26 protein-coding genes, 1 pseudogene and 1 riboswitch are annotated in these 26,581 nt (G+C 42.3%); of the genes and pseudogenes, 11 read left to right on the top strand and 16 right to left on the bottom strand.

Translation table 11 applies throughout. The annotated features are described in order from the left end of the window. Positions 1 to 94: 94 nt before the first annotated feature. Entirely contained in the window at positions 95 to 1,201 is a 1,107-nt protein-coding gene (locus tag AB1K91_RS01835; RefSeq protein ID WP_413087624.1) for a CdaR family transcriptional regulator, read from the bottom strand. 153 nt (positions 1,202 to 1,354) lie between these two features. Further along, complete coding sequence (locus tag AB1K91_RS01830; protein WP_413087623.1) at positions 1,355 to 2,701, bottom strand: amino acid permease; 1,347 nt, start codon at positions 2,699 to 2,701, stop codon at positions 1,355 to 1,357. Between the two features lie 121 nt (positions 2,702 to 2,822). Further along, a riboswitch (glycine riboswitch) is annotated at positions 2,823 to 2,901 on the bottom strand. Positions 2,902 to 3,117: 216 nt separating this feature from the next. On the opposite strand from AB1K91_RS01830, the gene AB1K91_RS01825 reads away from it, so the two are divergent. Continuing rightward, positions 3,118 to 3,381, top strand: coding sequence for a hypothetical protein (locus AB1K91_RS01825; protein ID WP_413087622.1), 264 nt, complete (start codon positions 3,118 to 3,120; stop codon positions 3,379 to 3,381). A 124-nt stretch (positions 3,382 to 3,505) separates the two neighbouring features. On the opposite strand, the gene AB1K91_RS01820 is transcribed toward AB1K91_RS01825, so the two are convergent. Then, on the bottom strand, positions 3,506 to 4,270 hold the full coding sequence (locus AB1K91_RS01820; RefSeq protein ID WP_413087621.1) for a DUF2268 domain-containing putative Zn-dependent protease: 765 nt from the start codon (positions 4,268 to 4,270) through the stop codon (positions 3,506 to 3,508). Between the two features lie 122 nt (positions 4,271 to 4,392). On the opposite strand from AB1K91_RS01820, the gene AB1K91_RS01815 reads away from it, so the two are divergent. Next, on the top strand, positions 4,393 to 5,103 hold the full coding sequence (locus tag AB1K91_RS01815; protein WP_413087620.1) for a class I SAM-dependent methyltransferase: 711 nt from the start codon (positions 4,393 to 4,395) through the stop codon (positions 5,101 to 5,103). 30 nt (positions 5,104 to 5,133) lie between these two features. Here AB1K91_RS01815 and AB1K91_RS01810 read toward each other — a convergent pair whose 3' ends face one another. Beyond that, complete coding sequence (locus AB1K91_RS01810) at positions 5,134 to 6,003, bottom strand: M23 family metallopeptidase (RefSeq protein WP_413087619.1); 870 nt, start codon at positions 6,001 to 6,003, stop codon at positions 5,134 to 5,136. 184 nt (positions 6,004 to 6,187) lie between these two features. Here AB1K91_RS01810 and AB1K91_RS01805 point away from each other — a divergent pair, with 184 nt between their 5' ends. The 5 genes from AB1K91_RS01805 to AB1K91_RS01785 all read left to right on the top strand — a co-directional run bounded on the left by AB1K91_RS01805 (position 6,188) and on the right by AB1K91_RS01785 (position 10,473). Then, a complete protein-coding gene (locus AB1K91_RS01805) occupies positions 6,188 to 6,313 on the top strand; it encodes a DinB family protein (RefSeq protein WP_413087786.1) in 126 nt (41 codons plus the stop codon). A gap of 517 nt (positions 6,314 to 6,830) precedes the next feature. Continuing rightward, positions 6,831 to 7,850, top strand: coding sequence for an ArsR/SmtB family transcription factor (locus tag AB1K91_RS01800; protein WP_413087618.1), 1,020 nt, complete (start codon positions 6,831 to 6,833; stop codon positions 7,848 to 7,850). Between the two features lie 5 nt (positions 7,851 to 7,855). After that, on the top strand, positions 7,856 to 8,665 hold the full coding sequence (locus AB1K91_RS01795) for an ABC transporter permease (RefSeq protein WP_413087617.1): 810 nt from the start codon (positions 7,856 to 7,858) through the stop codon (positions 8,663 to 8,665). Positions 8,666 to 8,677: 12 nt separating this feature from the next. Beyond that, complete coding sequence (locus AB1K91_RS01790) at positions 8,678 to 9,664, top strand: ABC transporter ATP-binding protein (RefSeq protein WP_413087616.1); 987 nt, start codon at positions 8,678 to 8,680, stop codon at positions 9,662 to 9,664. Beyond that, positions 9,661 to 10,473 carry an ABC transporter permease gene (locus AB1K91_RS01785; protein ID WP_413087615.1) on the top strand — a complete coding sequence of 271 codons (813 nt, stop codon included), beginning with the start codon at positions 9,661 to 9,663 and terminating at the stop codon, positions 10,471 to 10,473. The genes AB1K91_RS01790 and AB1K91_RS01785 overlap by 4 nt, the downstream gene beginning before the upstream one ends. Positions 10,474 to 10,560: 87 nt before the next feature. Here AB1K91_RS01785 and AB1K91_RS01780 read toward each other — a convergent pair whose 3' ends face one another. The 5 genes from AB1K91_RS01780 to AB1K91_RS01760 all read right to left on the bottom strand — a co-directional run bounded on the left by AB1K91_RS01780 (position 10,561) and on the right by AB1K91_RS01760 (position 15,711). Beyond that, a complete protein-coding gene (locus tag AB1K91_RS01780) occupies positions 10,561 to 11,631 on the bottom strand; it encodes a sensor histidine kinase (protein WP_413087614.1) in 1,071 nt (356 codons plus the stop codon). Continuing rightward, positions 11,628 to 12,308: a response regulator transcription factor gene (locus AB1K91_RS01775; RefSeq protein WP_413087613.1), complete on the bottom strand. Its 681-nt coding sequence runs from the start codon at positions 12,306 to 12,308 to the stop codon at positions 11,628 to 11,630. The genes AB1K91_RS01780 and AB1K91_RS01775 overlap by 4 nt, the downstream gene beginning before the upstream one ends. 73 nt (positions 12,309 to 12,381) lie before the next feature. Beyond that, positions 12,382 to 13,197, bottom strand: a complete 816-nt coding sequence (locus AB1K91_RS01770; protein ID WP_413087612.1) for an ABC transporter permease — start codon at positions 13,195 to 13,197, stop codon at positions 12,382 to 12,384. Next, entirely contained in the window at positions 13,194 to 14,168 is a 975-nt protein-coding gene (locus tag AB1K91_RS01765; protein ID WP_413087611.1) for an ATP-binding cassette domain-containing protein, read from the bottom strand. The genes AB1K91_RS01770 and AB1K91_RS01765 overlap by 4 nt, the downstream gene beginning before the upstream one ends. Before the next feature lie 589 nt (positions 14,169 to 14,757). Continuing rightward, positions 14,758 to 15,711 (bottom strand): ketopantoate reductase family protein, encoded by a 954-nt coding sequence (locus AB1K91_RS01760; RefSeq protein ID WP_413087610.1) that lies wholly within the window; start codon positions 15,709 to 15,711, stop codon positions 14,758 to 14,760. 273 nt (positions 15,712 to 15,984) lie between these two features. On the opposite strand from AB1K91_RS01760, the gene AB1K91_RS01755 reads away from it, so the two are divergent. Continuing rightward, a complete protein-coding gene (locus AB1K91_RS01755) occupies positions 15,985 to 16,530 on the top strand; it encodes a TetR/AcrR family transcriptional regulator (protein WP_413087609.1) in 546 nt (181 codons plus the stop codon). A 350-nt stretch (positions 16,531 to 16,880) separates the two neighbouring features. On the opposite strand, the pseudogene AB1K91_RS01750 reads toward AB1K91_RS01755, so the two are convergent. Next, positions 16,881 to 17,816 (bottom strand): annotated as a pseudogene (locus AB1K91_RS01750) (NAD(P)-dependent alcohol dehydrogenase); the annotation flags it as partial. A 547-nt stretch (positions 17,817 to 18,363) separates the two neighbouring features. Here AB1K91_RS01750 and AB1K91_RS01745 point away from each other — a divergent pair. Next, a complete protein-coding gene (locus AB1K91_RS01745) occupies positions 18,364 to 19,068 on the top strand; it encodes a DUF421 domain-containing protein (protein WP_413087608.1) in 705 nt (234 codons plus the stop codon). 70 nt (positions 19,069 to 19,138) lie between these two features. On the opposite strand, the gene AB1K91_RS01740 is transcribed toward AB1K91_RS01745, so the two are convergent. The 5 genes from AB1K91_RS01740 to AB1K91_RS01720 all read right to left on the bottom strand — a co-directional run bounded on the left by AB1K91_RS01740 (position 19,139) and on the right by AB1K91_RS01720 (position 23,649). Continuing rightward, positions 19,139 to 19,711 carry a YdhK family protein gene (locus tag AB1K91_RS01740; protein WP_413087607.1) on the bottom strand — a complete coding sequence of 191 codons (573 nt, stop codon included), beginning with the start codon at positions 19,709 to 19,711 and terminating at the stop codon, positions 19,139 to 19,141. A gap of 42 nt (positions 19,712 to 19,753) precedes the next feature. Further along, entirely contained in the window at positions 19,754 to 20,044 is a 291-nt protein-coding gene (locus AB1K91_RS01735) for a glutaredoxin family protein (RefSeq protein ID WP_413087606.1), read from the bottom strand. Positions 20,045 to 20,309: 265 nt separating this feature from the next. Next, positions 20,310 to 22,727, bottom strand: a complete 2,418-nt coding sequence (locus tag AB1K91_RS01730; protein WP_413087605.1) for a heavy metal translocating P-type ATPase — start codon at positions 22,725 to 22,727, stop codon at positions 20,310 to 20,312. Positions 22,728 to 22,831: 104 nt separating this feature from the next. Next, complete coding sequence (gene copZ / locus AB1K91_RS01725) at positions 22,832 to 23,038, bottom strand: copper chaperone CopZ (protein WP_413087604.1); 207 nt, start codon at positions 23,036 to 23,038, stop codon at positions 22,832 to 22,834. A gap of 305 nt (positions 23,039 to 23,343) precedes the next feature. Further along, positions 23,344 to 23,649: a metal-sensing transcriptional repressor gene (locus AB1K91_RS01720; protein ID WP_413087603.1), complete on the bottom strand. Its 306-nt coding sequence runs from the start codon at positions 23,647 to 23,649 to the stop codon at positions 23,344 to 23,346. A 288-nt stretch (positions 23,650 to 23,937) separates the two neighbouring features. Here AB1K91_RS01720 and AB1K91_RS01715 point away from each other — a divergent pair, with 288 nt between their 5' ends. Next, a complete protein-coding gene (locus AB1K91_RS01715) occupies positions 23,938 to 24,993 on the top strand; it encodes a tetratricopeptide repeat protein (protein ID WP_413087602.1) in 1,056 nt (351 codons plus the stop codon). Between the two features lie 15 nt (positions 24,994 to 25,008). Then, positions 25,009 to 25,149 carry a hypothetical protein gene (locus AB1K91_RS01710; protein WP_413087601.1) on the top strand — a complete coding sequence of 47 codons (141 nt, stop codon included), beginning with the start codon at positions 25,009 to 25,011 and terminating at the stop codon, positions 25,147 to 25,149. Between the two features lie 304 nt (positions 25,150 to 25,453). Here the strand turns inward: AB1K91_RS01710 and AB1K91_RS01705 are convergent, their stop codons facing one another. Further along, complete coding sequence (locus AB1K91_RS01705) at positions 25,454 to 26,470, bottom strand: oxidoreductase (RefSeq protein WP_413087600.1); 1,017 nt, start codon at positions 26,468 to 26,470, stop codon at positions 25,454 to 25,456. Positions 26,471 to 26,581: the final 111 nt, after the last annotated feature.

Here is a 26,581-nt window from a genome sequence, read left to right as displayed (position 1 = left end):
ATTTATTATTGTAAGCGTTTTCCTATGTGGTTACATTGTGAAAAGAGATGAAATAATCGTGGGGAAAATTAATCAGAATTGTGCATTTGCACAATTAGCTAATATCATGCAGCAGATTTGCCATATATAGTTCCATTAAGTCCTTTGCGTTCCGCGGATCCTTGCCCGTCAGTTCGGTAATCTTATCAAGGCGGTACCTCAGCGTATTCCGGTGAATGAATAAGCTTTCTGCAATTTTGTTTAATTCTCCACCCTCATTTATATATGCTTCCAAGGTATGGATCAGTTCACCCTTCTTCCCTTGATCAAAGAGTCTATCATAATAAGAAAAGGCGGTCTTATCCACGTTCTGGATCACTTTCGACAGCATTATTTCCAATTGATATTTTTCGTATGGGAAAAAGCTTGTGCAAGGATGTAACTTACGACCTATCATCATCGCTCTTTTCGCCCGATAAAAAGAGGTCTTTAACTGATTTGATTGTGTTGCTATACTACCACTACCAATAAGGGCTTTACCGGTTGAAACCTTTTGCAATCGCTCTAAAAAGGGAGTTATTTCTTTTTTGTTCTCACAAACTTTCAATATGACAATCTCATCATTATAAGTAATGCCGATTAAATCATTTTTACTCATCTCGTATCGAACCGCTCTCATCAGCTTTTGCGCTGTAACCTGTGCATCGTCCGTTATTTCCATCACGATAGCAGCTCTGGACTGTTCTAAATCTATCCCAATAAAGCCAGCACGCTGCTTTAAGGCTTCTTCATTCAAATCGCCTTCTGAGATAAGCTGATTCACAATCTCATTCTGGAGTCTTTGCTTCCATTGCACCCGCTCCAGCAAAAATGACTGCTCCAGTACTAATTCTGCCGCCATTTTCACAAGTTGGGCATAATTTCGGATTTGCTCCGGCTCACCTGTAATACCGATAACGCCGACGACTTGATCATTAAAAAGTATCGGTAAATTTATGCCCGGCCTTGACCCTTTCATTCCCACGGCACTGGTATCATCTATTTCAATACTTTCGCCTTTTTCAAGGACAAGAAGAGCCCCATCATGAAGCTGGTTAATCCTCTCGCTTTCTCCGGAACCTATGATTACCCCTGCCTCATTCATTACGTTTATATTTTGATTTAATATCTTCATCGTACGCTCCACAATTTCCTGAGCCAATTCATACGTTAAAAATTGCATGTTTCTAACCGCCTCCTCCATGCTTCATCTTGAATCTACCATAATGAACTTGTGGTGAACAATAACAGAAATGTAAGTACTGATACTCGAAAAAAAGGAACAGCCCCCTTCATTGGAGGCTGTTCCAAACTTTTAATATCTTTGTTTCATGTGTCAGATTGTCCTTCTCTTTCTGCTCCAATACAACCCCAGCAACAAAACAAACCACAAAGGTGTCAACAACAACGCCGGTCGCGTCTCATCTGCCACCAGCATAATAACAAGAACCCCTGCAAACAACGCTAGCACAGCATAGTTCACAAATGGCGTAAACGGCGCCTTAAATGTTGATTTCTTCTGCAATTCTGGACGTGTCTTCTTGTATTTCAGATGGCAGATAAGGATGATACTCCAAACCCAAATAAAGCAGATTGCACTAATGCTCGTGACAATTCCAAAGGCTTGTTCTGGTATGAGTTTGCTTAAGAGTGCTCCCACTGATACGACAATGGCAGATAGCCATAAGGCATTCGCTGGGACATGCTTTTTATTCAGTTTGGCAAGCTGCGAAGGTCCCTGTCCTTGTTTGCTTAGATTATATAAAGTCCGGCTTGTCGAGAACATGCCGCTGTTTCCGGCAGATGCAGCTGATGTTAATACGACAAAGTTGATGATGCCTGCTGCTATCGGGATACCAACCAGGCTGAATGTTTTCACGAAAGGACTTTCGGCTGCATTCAGTTCGGTCCATGGGTTGATGACTAACAAGATGATAAGTGCACCCACGTAGAAAAATAGAATCCGCAACGGAATCTTATTTATCGCCGACGGGATATTCTTGGCCGGATCAGCTGTTTCGGCTGCCGAAACACCGATCAGCTCCACACCGACATACGCAAAGACTACCATTTGAAAGGCGAGCAAGAAACCAGAAATTCCATTCGGAAACATTCCCCCATGCTCCCACAGGTTCGTAACCGAAACGGTTCCCGTGTCTGTCTGGAATCCGATCACCAGCAGCACAATGCCGATTCCGATCAATGCCAGAATCGTGATCACCTTGATCAAAGCGAACCAAAACTCCAATTCCCCAAACAGCTTGACCGTCAATAAATTAAGACCTAATAAAACAACAACACAAATAAGTGCAGGTACCCATTGCGGGATATCAAACCAATAATTCACATACACCCCGACAGCAATCACATCCGCCATCGCTGTCATGATCCAGCAAAACCAATATGTCCAACCCGTGACAAACGATGCCCACGGTCCAAGATACTCTTCGGCTATATCCGTGATGGATTGATAACCTGCTTTGGATAAAAGCAATTCCCCAAGCGCCCTCATCACAAAAAACAGCGCCATGCCGACGATCAAATAGGCAAAGATGATAGATGGTCCAGCCAGCTGGATTGCTTTCCCGGATCCCAGGAATAACCCGGTGCCGATCGTACCGCCAATAGCAATCAGCTGCACATGTCTATTGGATAAGTCCCTCTTTAACCCTTGTTGTGCCAAATCTAACTCCTCCTTCAATCAACCCAATAAAAAAAAGAGATTGGAGGCTCTCCAATCTCTTGATCACAAGAATAACAAATACTATTGGTCATGCGCGCACAGCAAAACACAAATACATATCCGATACCCTTCTGTCCTTTTGCCTGAGATTGTGAACCCTTCGGCGCCGCCCAAATCGCGGTCTCTCCAGAAGCTGCTCCTGCTATAGTGTCATCCATAGCATTCATAGCTTTATTATTAAGTTATTTAGATTCTAATGTTTGTTTGATTTTTTGTCAAATCCCCAATTGGATTGTAACCTCCAAGACTTTTCACTGGCCGCCAAGATTCCGCTAAACACCTGAGATATGTGTACCCTGCGATATTTTAAGCGGGACATATAATACCCTGAATCCTAAAATTATGGGGGTGAAGGTATGTCAGTTGGACAATATCGTTCATTATGTCAAAAATACAGCGGTAAAGCAGTTGAAATCCGATGCCATGATGGCAAAATTCATAGAGGAATCATCCAGCGTGTAGGACGAAATCGTGTTTACTTGCAGCCACTCGGTCGTTCCAGGAACCTAGGCGGCTTCGGTTATGGCGGTTATGGATATGGTGGTGGCTGGGGCTTTGGATGGGGAGTGGCATTGGGAGCTATCGCAGGTATAGCTTTGCTTTCTCTATTCTGGATCTAATAAGACACCCGGTTCATGGAGAAGTGGGTATGACAGTGGTCATGTCGATCCAGGGATTGGCTCCCTCATACCCGCACATACTCCATCCCATCAACGAACACGCAGCACATGGAATGTTACACCCCTAATAATCACCGGCAATGACGCTTGCTTCAACGGACAGCAATTCTTTACTTGATATACTGTGTCTCTCCATATATCTTTTCACTACATGATAACCAGCACAATATCCCAACATCCTCGGGTATTTTCGATGACCAAATAAAATAGCTTGAAATTCCTGATGCTGAGGCAAAAGCTCCTGATTCGGCAGAATATAATCGGACCACATTTTTCCGATCTTTTTCTCAGAATAAGAGGATGCCCACCTTGCAGTCTGCTCTTCCCCCAATCTTTCCCTTACGGCATTTTCCGCAATCCCTTCTAATACAATGGTATCCAGTAATGTGTACATCTCCTCTTTTTTATCAAAACGATTCAGCCGGCATACATGGTTATACTCATGCGTCAAAATTGCTTTTATTTCCTTTTCAATATTTTCCGGAGAAATGAATAAGAATAGCTTATCCCTGAAAGCCAGGCCTGACTTACCGCCTAATTGTGTTTGGAGCCATTTATTATGCTTATCTGATGGAAAGATAAAGATAGGAATATCCGGACCTTCCCACTCCTTTTGCAGAAAATCCTCATCCTGCTGTACTATTTTCCACACGGTATCATCCAGCTGTTTACTCCTCTTTTTAAGCGGGCGATACATACCATGCCGCACGAAGTAATCATATATTTCAGCAGCAGAAGCGTCAGTAAAATGTTCTGTCAGCTTTTCGCACATCCCGACTGGATCTTCATATTCACGAAACAGCCACTCATCCGTTCTGATTACGCCCATTTCACCCCTCCTAACATCATCACTTTATTCATCAGGAGTGCATCCTGCCTTTTTAGCATCACAAATCTTTTCTGTATTCATAGCATATTGCAATGATGTCATACCAAAGGCAGGGGTTACATTTGAATTACACATATCTTGATTGTTTAGCGCTATTTGGCGTGGGCGGCGCCCATCCAGGGGGATTGCAGCTAACAAAGGTAATTGTGTCCGAGGAAAAAATCAATGAACAAACAGCACTTTTGGAGATCGGCTGCGGTACCGGGCAAACTGCCGCTCATCTTGCACAGCAGTTCGGCTGCACAGTCAGTGCTTTAGACAACAATAACATCATGGTGGATAAAGCCCGTCAGAGATTTTCATCCTTGGATTTACCGATTGATGTCAAACTCGGGGACACGGAAAATCTCCCCTACCAAGACGCAATTTTTGACATCGTCCTTTCAGAATCCGTGCTAGCGTTCACCAACGTCTTCTCCACCATTTCCGAGCTCAAAAGAGTCTTGAAACCAAACGGCATCTTACTTGCAGTCGAAACGGTATTGGAGCAACCAATCCCTGAAGCAGAACGGGATAATATCGTGGATTTTTACTGTTTCCCACAATTATTAACAGAAGACGAATGGCTTGCAGCCTTCAAAAAAGCTGGATTTCAACGAATTAACAGCACAAAATATCAAGCCTCATCGGAACAAATCGATGAGCAGCATGCTTCGGATTTCTCCCTATCGGAATATATCGATGACGCATTATTAGAGATATTGGAAATGCATGAAGAAATCACAAAGCAAAACAAAGATAAATTAGGCTTTCGGATCTTTCGATGCAGTTAAACAAAAAGAGATTGGATATCCTCCAATCTCTTACTCGTTAAAAACAGTATCCCCCTGGATAGGTTCATAACCATCCCTGAATTGGATTCGGATTGATTTCCCTTTCTCCAAATCGTCAGAATCCATGATGTGAAAATGCAAATGAGGTTCGGAAGAGTTTCCAGAATTACCACAGGTTCCGATACCTTGTCCTTCCTTCACATCGTCCCCTACCTTCACTGTTATCGAATCCTTCTTCAAATGAGCCAGCAAACTATATTCTTCGTTTGCATGCTCGATCATGACATAATTCCCTGCTGGATGATCAGGATCCATTTCGCCAGGGATATTATCTATCATTCCATCAACCACTTTCACAACTCTGCCATTTGCCGGCGCTACAATTTCTCCGCCGAACGCATAGTAGTTTTCATTATGGGTTGGAGTATCTTGATAAGATAGACCATCTTTTACCTTCACTAAATCATACGCATAGCGCTGATTCTCATAAACGTAATGATAATTCATGAACTCATTTGTACCACCCCAAAAAACGAACCATTCACCTTTTACCGGCATCATGTACTTATTCTGCGTGAGGATATTGTCACTATCTGTGTACTTTATATAAGGCTTTAAAAAAAGACCTTGGATTTTTTGATGATCCTTATCAAAAGTCACATTGATCGCTTTCTCTCTTTGATCATCTATCCAGACATAGTTAACGAAGTTTAAAAAAGCATTTTTGAATTCTAGATTATAATGATCGACCCCTTCATTAAAGGATGCTGATAAGTCTACGAATTCGTTCAAGGGCACTAACTGCTGAAATTCATTTGATGTTAACCGATAAATATCTTCAAACTGCCCGCTTCTGAATACTTCACCAAAATGTTCTTGAATGATGGAGCTTACTGGCAATTGCAAGACCTCCTAAATTGTAAAGTTCCGTTCATGAGGACTGGACCAATGTTGTTATTTGTTATCCTAACATACAGTTCATTAACAAAAAATAGTAAAATAGGAATTGTTATGCTACGAAAAAGTGAAATCCAAAACGTCTGGAGTAATTATAATGATCGGAATGTTTAGGTATAACTGACAGATAAGAAAAGATTGGTTTGACTGGTGTAAAACAATCTCCTATGAAGAACTGACAAAAAAGCGCGACGGGAGTATCCTGCATAATCTGTTCCACGTTATTGACTGTGAACAAATTTGGATTAATTAGCTGCAAGGCACTCCTGTCATCATGAAAGACATCCGGGAAATCACTACCTTACAAGATGTCATCACGTTCTCGAGCCTCACAAGCCCTGTCACGCATAACTTCATTGAATCCTACCTCTCTCAAGGAGTAAAAAAAGTATTTGAATATAGCAGAAGAAATGAATCAACCATTAAACCGTCCTATGAAAAAGTCTTATATCATCTCACACGAAATCCATCATATCGGCCAATTATCAGTTTGGGTCTGCTAAATAGGCATCAAGCCCGTCCCTCGGATATCTTATTTTGGGACTTCTCATTTATCTAAAGGAAACATTTTTCCAGTTACATATGAAAGAATGTATCCATCCTTCCCTTCTAAAGGTTCCCTCATGCGGGAGCCTTTTCTTATTATCCAGATTTCCGTCCTTATTCCAACTTTTTGTTGACACCCCATACCCCCTTCTCTATAATGTTTAATAATTTTGCAAAATTATGATTTTGATTCGCGAAATCGCGAATCAAAAAGGAGCATGATCATGTTTCAATTGAATTCATGGATAAAGCAGCATGTTAAGGCTGTCTACAGTCCTTATCACGAGTTGCTGCTCAGTCTGCATGTGCTGGTGAAACCGGATCACCATCTTGACAGGCTGAATTGGGCAAATGAGCTGATAGCTGCTATGCCAAAGAACTTGTATGAAGCTATTCTCTTTTATGGTCAGATAACGAATCAATGGCTGCATGTGATGGATAGCTTGCTTGCTGAAACGCGTAACTGTCAGTATGCAGAGGAAGCTGTAGAGGGCTGGAATCTGATGAATGACCATCAATTTGTGCAGGTATTGCTTGGACCAAGGACGCATCTGCCGGAGGATGAATTGACAGCAGGGGAAAGACAGATTAGAGCGCGCCCGGCATATCACAAAAAATGTGTATATGAACTATTTCACACGTATTATCATGTGTATTTTGCCCGCGAGCTCTACAATGTCGAGCCATGGCTGATCAAAGCTGCCAATGATTTTAATTTGCATATCAAAGAAGATGCAATAAATACCTTGAAAGCAGTACACCCGCGTTTCCTGGTGGAAGAAGATGCGGTGCATTTTTTAAAAGCAAGGACATACACTGTACGCTATCAGGAAATGGAGAAGATCACGATCTTCCCTTCCACATTTGTGGCACCACATCTGTTGATTGATGCCGATACACCGCATGTTACGGTCGCCAAACAGGTATCATTCCCAGCACAGGAAAGCAGGGAAGAAGTACCGTTGGATTTGTTGAAAATGATCAAAGCACTGGCAGATCCTACCCGTTTGAAGATGACGCAGCTGATGCTGTATCACCCATACTGCACGCAGCAGCTCACGGAAAAACTGGGGCTTGCCAAGGCAACGGTCTCCAAGCATTTGAAGCTGCTGGAGACTGCGGGCTTATTGGATAGCACCCGCAGCAGTCATTATGTTTTCTACAAAACGAATAAACACGCATTGGAAATGATCCGCGTGGATATGGATCAATTTTTCGACAGTCCGAAGTTAAAGGAGGAATAAACGCTATGTGGTCAGCTTTTACGGCTACGTTTCACCGGCAATGGATAAGCACAAGACGGGCTTATCCATGGTCGTTTTTCATTGGTCACATCCTTGACGGCATCTATATGACCGTATTTGCTTATCTGTCTTATCATTTCATTTTTCATGGCGAATTGAACGAAGCATTTGTTCAAGTAACCGGAACTTCCAACTATCTGTCATATGTGATTTTGGGCGGTGTATTCAATTCCTTTGCCGTCTCGCTGTTGATGATTGTCAGCAGGATGCTGATCACCGAAATGAGAGAAGGCACGCTGGAATCCCTGATGCTAACCCCCTCTTCCCGAAAGGGCTATTTTTTAGGTGGTGCCGCTCAGGGATTGACGCGTACGATGCTGGAAGCAGCGGCAATCATCGTGATTGGATTTCTTTTCGGATTACAGCTGGAAAATGTAAATATCGGCTTATTGGCTGCTTCACTCGTTTTTTTCTGTTTTGCAATCTTTTCACAGGCACTGCTGCTCGGCAGCTTGATGCTGGCTTTCCGGGATACTTATATCACCCAAAACACACTATTCGTTGTGATGATGCTGGTGAGCGGTGTGACATTCCCGCCGGAATTTCTGCCAGGATGGCTGCAGGCTATCAGCTTCTTCATGCCGCTTACTTATGGCTTGGAACAATTCCGAGCCGCCATGCTTTCCGGGGAGTGGAATGCCTCCCTGCTTTATCAGCTAGGCATACTTGCCGGTCTTGGATTTGTATATTACGTGATTGGATCATTTGCTATTAAACGGATGGAACGTACAGTCATGGAAAAACACTTTGGATAAGGAGGCATTTATATGTTAGAGGCAACAGACCTAGTCAAGCATTATCAGGTGAAAGAAAAAAGCGGATGGCTGCGGAAACAAACGAAAACGATCCAAGCAGTGGGTGGACTAAGTCTGCAAATTAATCGCGGTGAAATCATCGGTTTGTTAGGTGTCAATGGATCTGGGAAAACGACGACGATAAAAATGCTTGCCTCCCTGCTTCTTCCCTCCTCCGGCACCATCCGGATAGATGGTCTAGATGCACTGACCCATTCCCAGTATGTCAAACAGCATGTAAATATGATTGCCGGCGGTGAACGGATGCTGTACTGGCGATTGAATGCCATAGAAAACTTGATGTATTTCGGCAGCCTGTACGGAATGAAAGGGAAGATGCTGAAATCCCGCTGTGACCAGCTCATTGACTTGGTGGGCTTGAGAGAAGCTGCTGACATACCAGTGGAACGTTACTCCAAAGGCATGAAACAAAGACTGCAGATTGCCCGCGGTTTGATCAACGATCCTGATTATTTATTCCTGGACGAACCCACATTAGGCTTGGACGCTCCCGTGGCCAAACAGCTTCGTCAAACAGTCCGGATGCTGGCAAGGGAAAGAAACAAAGGCATCCTGCTTACAAGTCATTATCTGGAGGAAGTGGAAGTGCTCTGCGACCGTGTTTATATCATAGAACAAGGCAAACTTCTGCTGCAGGATACACCGGAAAATATCATCCAACAGGTAGTGAAGAACTTTCACCTGACAGCAACGCTCGAGCAGATGGATGCCGAAAAAGAACGCGCGTTGAGCATTCAGCTAGAAAAGAAAGGCATCCAGCTTGCAGTGACACCATTCCAAGATGAAGTCAGTTTAAAAATGACCGGTCCATTCGACTTTACTTCCCTGTTTATCGCATTTATTACAGAACAGAAGCTGCAGCTGAAAAAGCTGGAAACATCAAAGCCGAAACTGGAAGACGCCATCCTGCAGCTGGCGGAATCGAGCCGGGTATCATGAATAAGATCCATATCCTTTGGGCTGAAATGAAGAAAAGCCACCGACATCATTTTAATAACCGCTTGGTTTACTTCTCGCTTTTCTTATGGCCAGCTATCTTGTTCATACAGGCATATTTTTCGTTTTCGCCATTCAACCTTGGCGAAGACAGTCCCCTGACCCGCTTTGTAGCTGCTGACCAGCTAGGACTTTATCTAATCATCGGCTACTTGGCTTATATTTTCTTCTGGAGCATGGTGCAATCAGCATGGCAAATGGCTTACGAACGACAGCAAGGAACATTGGAACTGATTTTATTGACACCTGTGAACCGCACGTTGTTCATGTTCGGCAGAGCAGCCGCCAATCTGATCGAGGCAGTATGGCTGTTCAGCATCTTTGCCATCTTTACAGTGGTATACATCGGCGAATTGCAAATCGCCAGCATCTGGTTCATCCCATTTGCGGTCGCACTCCTGATGCTAAGCGCCATCATCTGGGGCGGATTTTTAAACGTCATCTTCATGTTCTCCCGTGACGCCGGCATCCTCTACACCATTTTTGAAGCACCGATGGAATTCTTCTCAGGTGTAAGGATGCCAATAATGGCCTTCCCCATCTGGGCAAAAGCAATCGCATTCATCTTCCCGCTCACCTATGTCCTGCAAATCATCCGTGGTTTTATCATGGAAGGAAAAACCGTAAGTGACATGGCACAGCCATTACTACTGCTTGCTGGTATCTTGATTACTCTGAGCTTGCTTACCTATTGGCTGGTGAATAAGGCGGAAAGGCATGTGAAGAAGACTGGGAGCTTGACTTTGTTTTAAAACCAAAAAGAAGCTTAGCGCATGTAGATCGCTGAGCTTCTTTTATTATATAGGGAAAGAAAAGACACTGGAATCGTGAAATTCACTCTAAGCAAGCTCGAATGTAATCACTATTTCTGTCCCTTTACCAATCTGACTGATAACATCAATCTTCCCTTTATGCAAATCGATTATTTTCTTCACTATAGATAGTCCCAGACCATTACCCCCAGCATTGCGGGTTCTGGATTTATCAGCTTTATAAAAGCGCTCGAACATATGCATGATGGCCTCTTCATCCATGCCAATTCCGCTATCTTTTATCTGGACCATTGGTTGGCCGTTTGGTAATTTGTCTACTGTAACGGTAATGGTCCCTGCGTTTGGGGTGAATTTTATACTGTTATGAATGAGGTTGATCCATACTTGATCCATTAGATCTTCATTCGCAGTAAGGCTCACATTTTCGAGGGAAATATCCATCTCTATGTCTTTCTCGGCCCACTGCGGTTCATTGGCAAGGATGATCCGGCGGAGCTGATGGTCCAATCGGTAGGTTTTTCGCTCAAGGATTAAATCATCGGATTCCAAGGAAGTCAGCTTCAATAGGTTTTCGCTCAATTTTGACAGCCTGATACTTTCGGTTTCGATTATTTCAAGGTAGTGTTTCCGCTCCTCGGGGCTTAAGTCATCTCTTTTTAAAGCATGGGCAAATCCGCTGATGCTCGTCAAGGGAGACTGGATTTCATGGGATACATTCGAGATGAACTCCTGTCTCATTTCTTCCATTTTCCCTAGCTTATCTGCCATGTTATTGATGTTTTCGATAATTTTATAATAAGGATGATCTGTGCGCCCATTGAACTGACTTATATAAAAAGAAAGGTCTATATTAAAGTTTCCTTCTGCCATCATCTTCATCGCCTGAATCATTGGATGCAAGAACTTGTCCTGCCTTTCTCTTACCCACTTGATTCTGGTAACGAAAAATACACCCAAGCCAAATAAAAGAAACCCCAATATAGAATTAATGAGCTGTTTGGTCAATGCATGCGGGTGGAATTGAATAACATCATACAAGACAGAGGTTAGCCAATAAGCGAAAGCCCAGCTTATGAGTAAAGAACCTATAATGGCAAACATACCGATAAGACGTTTCAGGAATTCACGCTGTTTCAATTCAATACCTCCAGACGATAGCCTAGGCCGCGAATGGTCGTGATTTTAAACGGACAGCCTTCGCAGGAAAACCGCTGGCGCAGTCGTTTGATATGGACATCGACAGTGCGTTCATCTCCCTCGTAATCAAAGCCCCAAATATCTTCAATCAATTGTTCGCGCGAGAATGTTTTCTGCGGGTTTGCCGCCAGCTTAAACAACAGTTCAAATTCTTTAAGCGGCAGTGTAACATGCTCATCCTCAATCATCACTTTAAAAGAGGCACGATCGATCAGTACATTCCCTATCCTGATTTGATTGGAGACGGATATTTGGTGGTGGCGGAGCTGTGCTTTTACACGAGCGACTAGTTCAGGCGCGGCAAATGGTTTCACCATATAATCGTCTGCCCCGAGATCAAACCCTTTCACTTTTTGCATCGTTTCCCCTTTTGCCGTTAGCATGATAATCGGCATAGTATCGGAGTAATAGGTTCGTACTTCCTGACAAAATGCCCAGCCATCCATATTCGGCATCATGATATCCAGGATGATCATGTCGATTTTATCTGTTTCTAAAATCGCTAATGCAGCTTCCCCATCTTCCGCTTCCGCAATGGAAAAACCTTCTTTTGAAAGAATCAAATGAATCAACTCTCGAATATGTGCGTCATCATCTACGATTAAGATTTTTGGCATATGATCCATTCCCTTTATAAAGTAGAGAGAACCGCCGCACGACGATTCTCCTTGTACTTTTACTATTTTACCATTAGACCCTTCTCATATAAGCACGAACCGTGATAGGCGCAAAGATTGCTACGATCACAGCAGCACCAATAAGCGAAATGGTCATATCCAAGCCCACGGTGCCCGAGTTGGTTAAATTCCTTACGGCAGTGACAAGATGCGAAATAGGATTGATATTCACAAAGCCCTGTAACCAGTTAGGCATCGTATTTGCTGGCACGAACGCATTGGAAAGAAACGTCAGCGGAAATAACACAAGCATGGATATCCCTTGCACACTGGAAGCTGTTCGGGCAATCACACCAAAGAAAGCAAAGATCCAGCTGACAGCCCAGGCACAGACGACAACGAGAATACCAGCAATGATGATACTGCTGAGCCCGCCTTCTGGGTGGTACCCCATGATATAGCCCATCACAAAAGTAAGGATCGTTGCGATCGTGTATCGAATCGTATCTGCCATCAATGCTCCTGCCAACGGGGCAATTCGGGCAATCGGCAACGACTTGAACCGGTCGAATACCCCTTTATCCATGTCCTCCCGCAGCTGTACACCGGTGACCACGGAGGTACTGATAACCGTTTGGACCAAAATACCCGGAATGATGACCGGCAAATAGCTTTCTACATCCCCTGAGATAGCACCCCCGAAAATATAGGTGAACATCAGCGTAAAAATAATCGGCTGTAATGTCACATCAAACAATTGCTCAGGCGTACGCTTTATCTTCAGCAGACCTCTGAAAGCCATGGTGAAACTGTTCATCAACGCTTGACGGAAACTTGATCTGTTCTTGAGCTGCCTGTCAGCAGCATGTGTATCTATATAACTGTTCATGATTTTACCTCTTCCTTTTTCCCTTTTCCAGTAATCGTCAAGAATACCTCATCCAAGGTTGGTTTCTGTACACTCAGCTCTGCCAATTGGATTCCTTCCCCCCGCAGTGCCATGAGCAGGTCTGAGACCACATCAGCATCCGCAAGAGGAACAGTAATCTTTCCTCCTTCTGCCGAAACCGCCGCCTCTACGTTGAGTATCCTTTCCACCAGCTCTTTGGCAGCAGCCATTTGATCGGCGTTTTGTATACTGACATGCAAGGAAGAACTGCCGACAGACTGTTTCAATTCATCTACTGTCCCCTCGGCTACCACCCTGCCTTGATCGATTACCGCAATCCGGTCAGCCAGTTCATCCGCCTCTTGCAGATATTGTGTCGTCAGCAATACGGTTGTGCCTGACTTCACCAACTTTCGAATCGTATCCCACATCTGATTCCGTGTTCGGGGATCCAATCCAGTAGTCGGTTCATCCAAAAAGATGAGCGGCGGCTTGGCAATGAGACTGGCCGCAAGATCAAGACGCCGGCGCATCCCGCCGGAAAAATGCTTCAATGGACGTTTGGCCGCTTCTGTCAGCCCAAACTCCTCCAGCAGCTCTTCTGCTTTCGCCCGCGCTTCTTTCCGCCCTAAGCCAAGCAGCCTTGAAAATATAATCAAATTCTCCGTAGCGCTCAGCGACTCATCAACAGAAGCATACTGACCAGTCACCCCTATCAATTTCCGCACAATCTGCGGATCCTTCGCAATGTCATATCCGAAAATACGAGCCGACCCAGCATCTGCTTTCAGTAATGTAGCCAGCATCCTGATCGTGGTTGTCTTGCCAGCTCCGTTTGGTCCCAGTACACCATAAATCGTACCCGCCTTCACCCTCAGATCCACTCCGTCAACAGCCCGATTCTCACCGAACGTCTTTACAAGACCGCTCGCTTCAACAGCCCACTTGCTGTTTATATCAACAGTTTTCATATTTGGTATCCTCCCGATAATTAGTTGAATTTGATATTTTATTAGAAGCATTTTTAAGCTCTGAATGGAGTATAGGTGATTTATGTGAACTGAATATGAACGGGAAAGAAGGAAGAGATAATGAAACAAAAATAGCGATGATTAAGCAGATTCATTCCATTTTTTATAGTAATCAAGAAAACGCAAAAAGGCCTTATTCACCTATGAAACAGGGATAAAGCCTTGTAATCTTACAGGTTGGGATCGAATATCATATTTTTAACTTTTTAGTCTTTATACCGGGTTTTCGAATTAATCTCTACCTCTGTAATTAGATTTCTACACACTTTTTTAATTTTCCGCCTGTATCTTTGTTCCGCGATAAGTCTACCTTAATCCCCTGCTCTTAAGCATCAGCCATCCATTTAGCGTATTAACCTTGAACAATCTTTCCGCGTTTTTCAGCGGGAATGAACCTGTAACCTGGTAAGTGTCATCAATTACATAACGAACGTCATAAGGCTTATCGTTAATATGTTATGTCCTTTCTTATTCAATATTTGCGCCCTTTTATGGAATAACAAAGAAGCTACTATCAGATGGGTTTTATTTATCTTGAATCACGAATGACCTCATTTCTATACTTATCAGTCGATTGTTTTTTCAGGGCGTCCCAATTTGGAGTTGAAATATTCACCGCCTTTTTCAATTCATCAAATTTTTCAAATAAGGCATTTATTTCACTAAAGGAGCCCTCAATCAATTTAGTCACCGGAAGTTTATGAAAAATTTTCAAACCATGGTAAGCAAAAATTCGATGGTTACGCACCGTTTTCACTTGAAAGGCTGGATCAATTCGATATCCCAATTCTTCTAAAATCATAAACCCTTCATCCATTACAGAAATCATCTGCATTAATGCATTCTTATCCTTAGCTATTTTATGAAAGTCGAAATTATTCATATAATGGATTGCGTTCATAGCAGCAATCGGTACCATATGACTTTTAAGCCAAGCATCAATATTTTCATTAAAACTTAGTTTATATTTTGCATTCTTAAACGTCTGCTCTAATGCAGATTTAAATGGTATGTCACCGTCTAAGCCACCGATTACCATTTGTCCTCTCCCATGTATGGCAATGATGCGACCGCTGTCTTCCCTCATTCCTCCACTAAGTTGAAAACCAAATGCCATATTCTTTTTAACTTTGCTATTTTCATTTAGGAATGTCTGCATGCTTGCAGCATCCGCATTATTCCCAACAAGCACGATATTGTCACTTATGTTTTCCGCTAATATCGGAAGGACCGATGGGAATTGGTTGTATTTCATCACAACAAATATGAGATCATAGTGGTCTTGCGGTTGAAGTTGATCGATCACATTTACTGCATCGACAGTATTTTTTCGTTGGAAATGATGACGAATAACAATTCCATCTTCTTTCAATTGTTTATATCGTTTTCCTCTAGCTAAAACGGAAACATCATTCCCTCCTCTAACTAATGCGTGGGCAAGATAGCTTCCTAAAACTCCGGCTCCATAAACTAATACTTTCATCGTCATACTCCTCTTCTATAAAATCTTTATAGTTATCCGGAAAAATTAAAAGGCAATTGTTGATTATTCAACAATTGTTTATAATGTATGATTATAGTGACTGTCTATCTCCACTTCAATCGTTAATTAAAGCGTTTTTGTTCAAAAATGAACAAATTCAAGTTATCTGTTCATCAACAGGAAAATAAACATCTGTTCCTTTTTGGACTTGTGTTCATTATAATTACAGTACCTGATATATTCTTACTTAAACGATCCTGAAAGGAGAATTTTATGGATAAAAGAATTAAAAAATCTAAAAAAGCGATCGAGGAAGCTCTTATTAGTTTAATGGCAGAGAATGATTTTGAAGATATCACCATTAATTCCATTGCGGAAAGAGCAGATGTTAATAGAGGTACAATCTATTTACATTACAAAGATAAATTCAATTTATTGGAACAATGTATTGAAAGGAAAATACAGGAACTGCTTACTTTTTGCCTGCCTGAAGGGTCTGGACGTTATCCTTCCAAAACACTTTTACTGAGGACATTTAAATATTTGGAGGAACATTCTTTTACTTACCAAACAATAAATAAAGGGGTTCCCACCTTCCGAAATAAATTATTAAATGTCATGAAAGAAGGACTGAGGGAACAATTGAAATTAAACGGAATAAATCAAAATATGAACAAGGAGATCCTCATTCAGTTTTGGCCATCCGCAATAATTGGTGTAATAGAATGGTGGATAACGCAATCGATGCCTTATCCCGCAGAAGAAATAACCGAACAATTATGGATATTACTAGAACGAAATCAAATTATACCCCAATAAAGAGTATCTATTAATGGCTATCCTTATTTCATATTTAAATTCAAGAGTGATGTACCATTATCTGTGACCGCCACAGCAGTTACCACTTTCTCGCGCCAATCGCAACTTCTGCACTTATTATTTTATTTCGAATGCTTTAAAAGTTGACAAGCAATACTTATAGGGGGATATACAGACGATAACAAAAAAGAAGCTCAACGTTAAATATTGAGCTTCTTTAAAAATACTTGAAGGATTCAATAAGCTTTAAGCAGCGGGGCCATCGCCTTCTACCCAAGCTCCATTTATATTGCTTCTCGTCAGCTTTTGTATTTTCATAGCTGCACCTCTCATACAGAAATACCAAGCTATTAAGCTTGGTATTCTTTGTCGATGATTAGAATTGGTTTAATAGTAGATCCATTCGCAGAATCCTCAAACGCTTGCTGGATATCATCCATATCATAGAATTTCACCAATTTATCAAACGGGAATTGGCCATTTTCATAGAATTTGACTAGTTTAGGAATGATCAATTGCGGGACAGCATCGCCTTCTACGACACCTTTCAATGTCACGGCTTTTGTCATGATTTCATTGGTAACGTTGATCGTCAGGTCACGTTTACCAACTGCAACAGTTGCACATTCCCCTTTGACACGCAAGCAGCGGATCGCGGACAGCGTCACTTCCGGAACACCAGTCGTTTCCAAGGAGTAATGCGCACCTTTGCCAGTGATTTCTTTGATTTTCTCAGCAGCATCTTCATTTTTGCTGTTGATTGTATGTGTTGCACCAAGCTCTTTTGCCAATTCCAAACGGCTGTCATGGATATCGACAGCGATGATCGGATAGCAGCCAGCGATCTTCGCTGCCATCATACCAGCCAAACCTACAGCTCCGGTACCGAATACAACAAAGCTTGTACCAGCTTCTGGAGCCAGGGAATTCAAGACAGTACCACTGCCTGTCATCAGACCGCAGCCAAGTGGTCCAAGCAAGCGAAGGTCTGCATTTTTATCTACTTTCACGACATTCTTCTCATCCACTGTGCTGTATGTCGCGAAGGAAGACTGACCGAAGAATTGTGATACTTCTTGGTTATCTTCTGTATGAATAGGTGATACACCATATTTGTTTTTACCTGCGAAGTTAAGCTCCATCAAGTTTTCACAGCCGCCTGCATTACCGTCCAAGCAGTTATCGCAATGACCGCAATAACTGAATCCAAGCACGACATGATCCCCTGGTTCAACCGTCGTGACATTGCTGCCTACTTTTTCGACAATCCCTGAACCTTCATGTCCCTCACTAACGTATTATCATAACTCCGTTGCTACCATTCTTATGAATAATTCTAGTAAACGGGTACTTCTAATTATCCTTATTTTTAACCAAGTCAGTGATTACCCAAGAGTAATCGTTGTCGTATACTATCCCTAACTTATAACTATACTCTACAGTATAATTTTCCAAATATTAATGTCCTATTTATATTTGAGATACTGAGTATACTGTCATGCATTTTCATAGTGATTACAAGCATATCCAACCTCAATTTATATTAAATATACATTATCGTAATAAAATACAAGGACTTCATCTACTTATCGAATTTCGGGAAGGTAACTATTAGACACAATTGCAATGTAGATTTGACATCTTTTTATAGTTCATGGAATCATTTTAAAAGACTAAATACATAGTTAAATTTGTCTACTGTTAAGAATCCAACTATAGCTTAAATTTTTGTGTGATTACCTTTTGATATTTGGTTGGAGGGATATACAGAGCGCTAGAGGAGATAATATTACTAAGTTTCATTCATCCACTTCAAAAAAGGATGTGCCTGAAATGGATTTCTTCCATAGCCAACAAACACTAACAACATTTGAGTGGATTCTCCGAGCAGTCGTTTCATTCATCTTTTTATTGATCGTCGCTAAAGTACTTGGCCAGCGCTCTATCTCCCAGCTAAGACTTCTTGACTTCGTTATTGCCTTGGTCATCGGAAATATTATTGCTCACCCGCTCTCAGATGAGGAACTTGGCCTGAAAGGGTCCATCGTTACGACTATGGTACTGGTGCTCTTATACCTGTGTGGGATTTTTCTTATCCTGAAATGGCCGTGGTTCCGGAATTTGATCAATCATAAGCCTATCACGCTTGTTCAGGATGGAGAGATCCTTTATGAGGGGTTGCGCCATGCCAGGATATCGATCGATGTATTATTGGAAGAGCTGCGCAAAGGGAAGGTTGCGGATGTGAAAAAGGTGGCTTTGGCGCTGTGGGAAGCGGAAGGAAAGATATCGTTCTTTCTTGATCCTAAATATGAAGCGGTCACGCCTGAGATGATGCAGATAAACATGCCGCCTTTTGATTTGCCGCAGACAATCATAAAAGATGGGAAAATCTTGGATAGAGAACTGAAAGAAACAAATAAGGATGAAGCATGGGTCGTGTCTCAATTACGGGATAATTATCAGACTGAGGTTAGAAATGTCCTGCTTGCGACAATCGATATGAATGAGAAGCTTAGTGTGTTCTTGTATAGATGACTTCATAATCACGACAATAAAACAGCCAATTGCTGATTTCCACCGGCAATTGGCTGTTTTGTTTTTGTCTCTATTCAGCTGACAATTCGCTTTCTGTCACCCATTTGTGGTTTTTGACTTCTTGTCCGTCTGTTGTCGATGTGTAATCCACCATATAGACTGTTGTATCCAATGCGGAATCGATCACTGCTGTGGCGCCGTCCATCCCTTCCATATGATCGGCTTTGACGGTAACTTCATCTCCTGCCTCATATGGTGCTTCGCCTGCACCTTCAATTTCTTCTTGGATGATCCATTTATGATTTTTCACTTCTTCACCAGTATCTGTTCTGGTGTAAGTTATAGCGTAAGCTTTCGTGTCATATGCTCCGGCAATGGTTGCTTCTGCTCCATCCATGCCTTTCATGTGATCGGCGGACATGATGGCCTTGCTTCCGACTTCATAGGTTGGATTTTCTGCTTCCTGCAATCCTTCAGGTACATCACCCGAACTGGAATGATGCATGCCTTCCATACTTTCCTCAGAGTGAGAGGAGTGGTCCATGTTATCCGTCTCGTTATCTTCCCCGCTGCCGCAAGCGGCTAACGTGCATACCGTTAAAAATGAAACGCCTGCCATCAGTATTTTTTTACTTCCCAGCATCTCGTTTTATCCTCCTTAAAACGAACGCAGCATATTAGTGGTTTAACTCTTCTGCGCGGACTTCATTTCGCTCAATAAAGCATCAATCTCCGTGCGGTTTTGCTCGTATCCAGTGTAGACTTTCGGTTTCTGCATTTTGCCAAGGAGTGAATTTTTCCGGAATACCCATCCCGGGACCACCCTGGATCCAGTCAGTTTTTTCAACTCTGCTTCTTTTTCCGGTTCTTCACTCAAGTTGTATTCTGTATACGGTATTCCGGCTTTGTTCAGGGCTTCCTTACTGTCTTTGCAGTCTGAGCACCAAGGATGTGTATATAGCGTCAAGTTATACATATCGCTCCTCCTTTAAGAAGCTAGAGAAGGCAAGCACACCCGTATCATCAAAATGGAACTTTGCCCATAGCTTATAGGTTCCTGTTTTATTACTAAAGATCATAGCCATCTATTGTACAACAAACAATTCGACTGTTCCGCTTATTAATTCAAGCTAGTAAACAAACTGTAGCCCAAAATCACGACACCAAGATACACGACAGCCGATATCGCCCAAATCATAACGCTTCGTTTTGGATTCATATGCTGTTCCTTCTTTCTGCAGTTATGCTTTTAATTTCGTCCTTTGCAGTCTTAGGGCATTGAGGACAACCGATACCGAACTGAACGCCATCGCTGCTCCCGCCAGCCAAGGAGCCAATAAACCAACCGCTGCGACTGGAACGCCCAGGCTGTTGTACGCAAGTGCCCAGAAAAGATTCTGCTTGATATTGGTGATTGTCTTCTTACTCATATAGATCGCATCTGCAATGCTTGTCAGTTCTCCGCGGATCAGGGTGATATCGGCAGCTTCCATGGCCACATCGGTACCTGTACCGATTGCCATCCCGATATCGGCAACGGCAAGCGCAGGGGCATCGTTTATGCCATCGCCCACCATCGCCACTTTTTTACCCGCAAGCTGAAGCTTTTTCACTTCTTCGGCCTTGCCTTCTGGCAGCACCTCGGCGATGATCTGTTTAATGCCGACTTGATCCGCAATCGCCTTAGCTGTCTGGGTGTTATCCCCTGTGATCATCACCACATCCAAGCCCATCTCATGCAAGCGGCTGATGGCTTCTTTTGAAGTTTCCTTGATTGTGTCCGCAACGGCAACAATACCTGCATAACGTCCATCGATGGCAACAAGCATCGCTGTTTTGCCTTGCTTCTCCAGCTGCTCCATTTCGCTTACTACATCTTGAACGGGAATGTCATATTTCTGCATGAGTCTGCGCGTTCCGATGAACAACCGCTTACTGTCCACAGTTGACTGTATACCATATCCAGGAATGGCCTCAAAAGTTTGCGAGGAACCAAGCTCGATTCCTTTCTCCTGTATGCCTTGGACGATTGCTTCGGCAAGCGGATGTTCTGAATTTATCTCAGCAGCACCCACAAGCTTCAGGAATTCTGTCTCATCTGTACCTTCAGCCAACACAACATCAGTCATGGCTGGTTTACCGTTTGTGACTGTACCTGTTTTATCAAGAATGATCGTATCCAAACGATGCGTTGTTTCCAAATGCTCCCCGCCTTTGAACAGGATGCCGAATTCAGCTGCACGGCCAGAACCGGCCATGATGGAAGTCGGTGTTGCCAGTCCGAGTGCACATGGGCAGGCAATGACCAGTACGGCAATGAATTTTTCAAGTGCCTCCGCGAAATCGCCGGGACTTACGGCAAAGTACCAGATAAGGAAGGTTACAAGTGCAATGCCGACGACAATCGGTACGAAAATACCTGAAATCACATCAGCCAGCCGCTGAATTGGTGCCTTGGAACCTTGTGCTTCTTCCACCACTTTGATGATTTGCGCCAACGCGGTGTCTTTCCCGACCTTTGTTGCTTTTACTTTCAAGAAACCATTTTTATTGATCGTCGAGCCGATCACATTGTCCCCGATCGATTTATCCACCGGAATACTTTCACCTGTTAACATGGATTCATCAAGTGCTGACTGCCCTTCGACAATCTCTCCATCAACGGGTATCTTTTCACCTGGTTTCACATACACGATATCCGCTTCCAGCACTTCTTCGATCGGGATGATCATTTCCTGTCCATCACGGAGAACTGTTGCATTTTTTGCCTGCAAGCCCATCAGCTTCTTGATAGCCTCAGACGAGCGGCCTTTCGCTTTTGCTTCGAATAGTTTACCTAAGATGATCAGCGTAATCAGAACGGCACTTGTTTCGTAATAAAGCTCGACCATATGCGCATCGGAACCGATGGACGCGATGCTCAAATACAGCGAATAGAAATAAGCAGCCGATGTACCCAGAGCGACCAGTACATCCATGTTGGCACTTTTATTCCTTAACGCCTTATACGCTCCCACATAGAATTGTCTGCCTACGATGAATTGAACAGGCGTCGCAAGGGCGAACTGCACCCATGGATTCATGAACATATCAGGCACCCAGATGAATGAAGTGAATTCAAAGTGGCTCACCATTGCCCATAATAATGGGAGTGACAATATCAAGGAAAACAAAAACTTTCCTTGTTGCTTCACAATCTCTTTTTGACGATGATCGACTGTCTCCCCTTGTGTAACCTGCTTTTGTTCCAGGGTATATCCAAGTTTGTTGATCGCTTCCTTCATATCAGGAACCGATACTTGATCTGGATAATAGTCCACCATGACGGATTCCAGTGCAAAGTTGACCGTTGCTTGCTCGACGCCATCCAGCTTATTCAGTCGTTTTTCAATTCTATTGGCGCAAGCTGCACACGTCATTCCTGAGATATCGAAGTCGGCCTTATCCGTCACAATGTCATATCCCAAGGACTGCACTTTTTCTTTGAATTTCGCAATGTCAGTCACGTCTGCGTCATATTTGATGTTTGTTTTCTCAAGGGCGAGATTGACGTTGGCTTCTTCTACACCTTCGACTTTGTTCAGCCCTTTTTCAATCCTTGTTGCACAAGCCGCACACGTCATCCCTGTGATCTGCAGGGTTGCTTCCTTTTGACTCAATGTTCTCACTCCTATCCCTCATACCACCTAGGGGTATAGTTCATTGAAAAAATCAGACCGTGCACTGAGGACAGACACGATCCGATGTGTTTTTTATTCTAAGGTTACGCTACGTCATAACCCTGTTCTTCAATGACATCCTTAATTTCATCAAGGGCTACTGTATTAGGATCAAATGTAACAGCCACTTTTGCTTCATCAAGATTTACTTTTACAGTATCCACACCATTAAGCTTCCCTACATTTCCTTCTATAGCATTCACGCAATGTGCGCAAGACATTCCTTGTACATTGAGAGTTACTTGTTCCATTATAAATTCCTCCTTGTTTTGTTTCTTCACCACAATATTACCATACCCCTGTAGGGTAATCAAAGTGTTTCGTTTCATTTTTATTATTGCACATATACGACTTAGCTAATCCAGAGAAGCAAATCTAATATGCCGAGATCGTATCTCATGAGGTTTTTCTTGGGCTATTCCTTTAATCAAGCTTAAATTGCCGCTTATTGGTATAATTCCGTTTTCCCTTGCATTAAATCGTCCTTATCCTACTATACCCTCGTTAGGTATGATAATATATAAAATGGAAGCCAGCATATAATGGCCGGCTGCTATCAGGACGTTTTAGAAAACCTTTTAAATACTTCCATCAATTCCTGGATGGCTTCTTCTCCATCTCCATCCTTTATCGCATCCGATACACAATGGTGTGTATGTTGTTCCAATAAATGAAAGCCTACTTTATTCATCGCTGCGTTTATAGCAGAGATTTGCGTAAGAATATCCACACAATATCGGTCATTTTCAATCATGCTTTGGATACCGCGCACCTGACCCTCTATCCGTTTCAAGCGTTTAATCAGCTGATCCTTATCATTTGTCGATCTATGGGTAACTTTAATTTCTTCTGCATCATTCACGTAAAACACCTTCTTTCCTAAAGGGAAGTATCTATAACTGAATGTCTTATTATACGGTACGTGGGTACCATATGATTGTAGCATACGGCTGAGGATTATGAAATGAATAAACAATAAGGGGCGATTGATTGATTAAAATCTCCTTCAATATGAATCATAATAGGAAATATAAGCTCCTAAAATCGCATTATACTCCCATTTCGTGTATACACATTCGCAACCCGCAAAACGACAAAAAATGGTAAAATTGATTAAGTAACTATATTTGAAGGAGCGTTGCACTATACCATGGGACAGAATATCTCCAAGCCAGTTGACGATATTAAAGCTCAATTGGTCAATTGGTCTATCAGTATTCGTCTGGATAAAAGAGAAGCAGCTGCTAATATCCGTGAATACCTAAAAGACTTCATCAACGACTTCAGTACCGATACTCTCATTAGATTTATCTTGCTGGAAAGCCGCTTCTACTTAATGCAAAAAGACCTCGTGAATAGCGCTGTTGCGATTGACAATGCCAAAACATATCTTGACCACTTCCATGATACCCACCGACATTATTTACACTTAGCAGAAGGAATACTATTCTATGAAGAAAAACATTACCAAGATGCTCTTCATTGCTTTGAGAAAGCCGAAAAGTATCTAAACCAATTACAAGACCCTGTAGAGATAGGTGAATTTCACCTTCGTAAAGCCATGACTTATTATTTCCTTGATATTACTACTTTGTCAGCTTTACATGCAGAAAGAGCTATAGAAGCCCTAAAACCACATAAGACATTCGAGTTTCTTCTTGCCCGGGCAGAAATGCTGCAAGGTATGAATTACATGGATCTTCAAGATTTCGAATTGTCGGAAGAACATCTCCATAAAGCATTAATATCTTACAACAATATAGATAATCAGAATTTCATAACCACTACCAACCTCAACCTTGGACTTCTATATGTGCAACGGGAACTGCCGGAAACAGCTATTCGTTATCTGGAAGAAGCACGTAAAAACAAACAAGAACGGATCCATTTGAAGATTTTATACCTGTTAGCCGATTCTTATTGGAAAATCAATCATCCTTCCAAAGCTATGGAGGCTTATACGGAAGGTTTCCAGAAAAGTATTGATAAAGACGATTTAACAATGAAGTGGGAATTTGCCATGTTGCACAAAAAATTCGAGGATAGGGTGAACTATGAAAGCGTTTGGCAAGAAGGTATAGAATATTTTAAGAAAGTTAACGATTTATTTAACGTAAGGCTCTATTCAAAAGAGCTAGCCCAGCATTATACTGAAACTAAGCAATACGAGCTTGCAACAAGATACTATCTTTTAGCTTCTATTTAAAAAGGAGGAGATATTATGAAGAAAGTTGTTTTCTCGTTGATACTAATAGGGACCATTATCGTAAGTAGTGTGGCTGGATATGCAGAAGTTAACAAGACAGCAGAAAAGAAAGGTGATCTTGGAACTGTAATATTTCCACTAAATATAAATAAATAGGCTGGGATAAAAGCGCTCGAAGGAAGCAACCTCTATACAGATCCTTTTAAATGGAATCATTCTACACATCCCACTTTGTCGAATTCAAATCCATTCGATGCCCCAGGTGAAGGTGTGAACCAGTAGAATGACCTGAAACCCCAGATAAAACTGTATGTATTACCGTTACATGTGTTTTCTGCAGATAGCCAGATGAAGCGAGAAAATAGATACTTAAATATAAGATTAAATACTGGATAAAAAAATAACTGGAGCCAGCTTTAGCTGACTCCAGTTTCTTTCGTACATGCAAATGCATCTTCAATTACTTCAAGTTCTTGACCCCAGTCTCCAACATCTCCATCTGCAGCACTGTCTGCTCATCCGTAATGGTTTTCTCTTTACCATTCACGATAGCTTCATACACGTCATCATATACTCTCCCGTAATCCCCATCCACGGATTTCACTTTTTCTTCGTGGACAGTACCGTCTTCATCGATATAGGTGAGTACACCATAATGAGCTAGAGTATCGATACCAAAGTTTTTGTTATCCGGCATGTAAAATAGCTTTAGATGTTCTTCCTGGCGATCTTTCGTTTCTTTCACAAAGGTCCCTTTTTTGCCATGGACGACGAAGCTTGGTCTTTCTTTCAGTCTGAAGTAGCTGGATTTCACCGATACTTTCAATCTGCCGTAATATAAGTCGAGATCAAAATAATCATTCATTCTTCCTTGTCCCAATAATTGCCTCACATCGTAATGGATATGATCGGGCTTGCCGAAATAGCTGATGACTTGATCGAGGGTATGACAGCCGTGGCCGTATAAATAGGACTCCGCAGGATCAAAGGAAGTAGCGGACTCGGGTACTTCGGGACGATAATAGTCATAATGCATTTCCACTTCCAGCAAATCCCCTAGTTTCCCTTCTTCGATGACCTTTTGCACAGTCAAGAAATCACTGTCAAATCGTCTGTTTTGATACGCCTGTACAAGCAGTCCTTTTTCTTTGGCCAAAGCAAATATTTCTTTTGCTTGTTCGGAGGTTTCCATAAATGGCTTTTCCACCAAACTGTGTTTGTTATGTTCCAGTACGAGTTTTGCGTATTCGTAATGGCTGTCATGTTTTGTGCAAATGACGATGAGCTGAATGTCATTGTCGTTCAATAATTCATCTAAATCAGAAGTATAATTCACTCCTGCAATCTTATCCCAATTATCACGATCAGGATTTCTTCGATAAATTGTTTTCACTTTGATATTCTCTCTTTGCAATACAAATGGCAGATGATATCTATTCGTGCTTTTCCCATTTCCGATATAACCGATAGTAAGCATAGCAGCCCCCTAAGATAATCTTTTTGATTCGAAGTACCTTAAGAAAAAGTACCTCCTCGTTGATAAGTTCATCATACCAGGAGGTACTTCTCAAGTGTTTATAGAATTACT

The organism is Terribacillus jepli, from assembly GCF_047228925.1.
Classification (GTDB): Bacteria; Bacillota; Bacilli; order Bacillales; family Amphibacillaceae; genus Terribacillus.
Note: the sequence above shows the minus strand (reverse complement) of the source record. Positions and strands in the feature narration are given on the sequence as shown.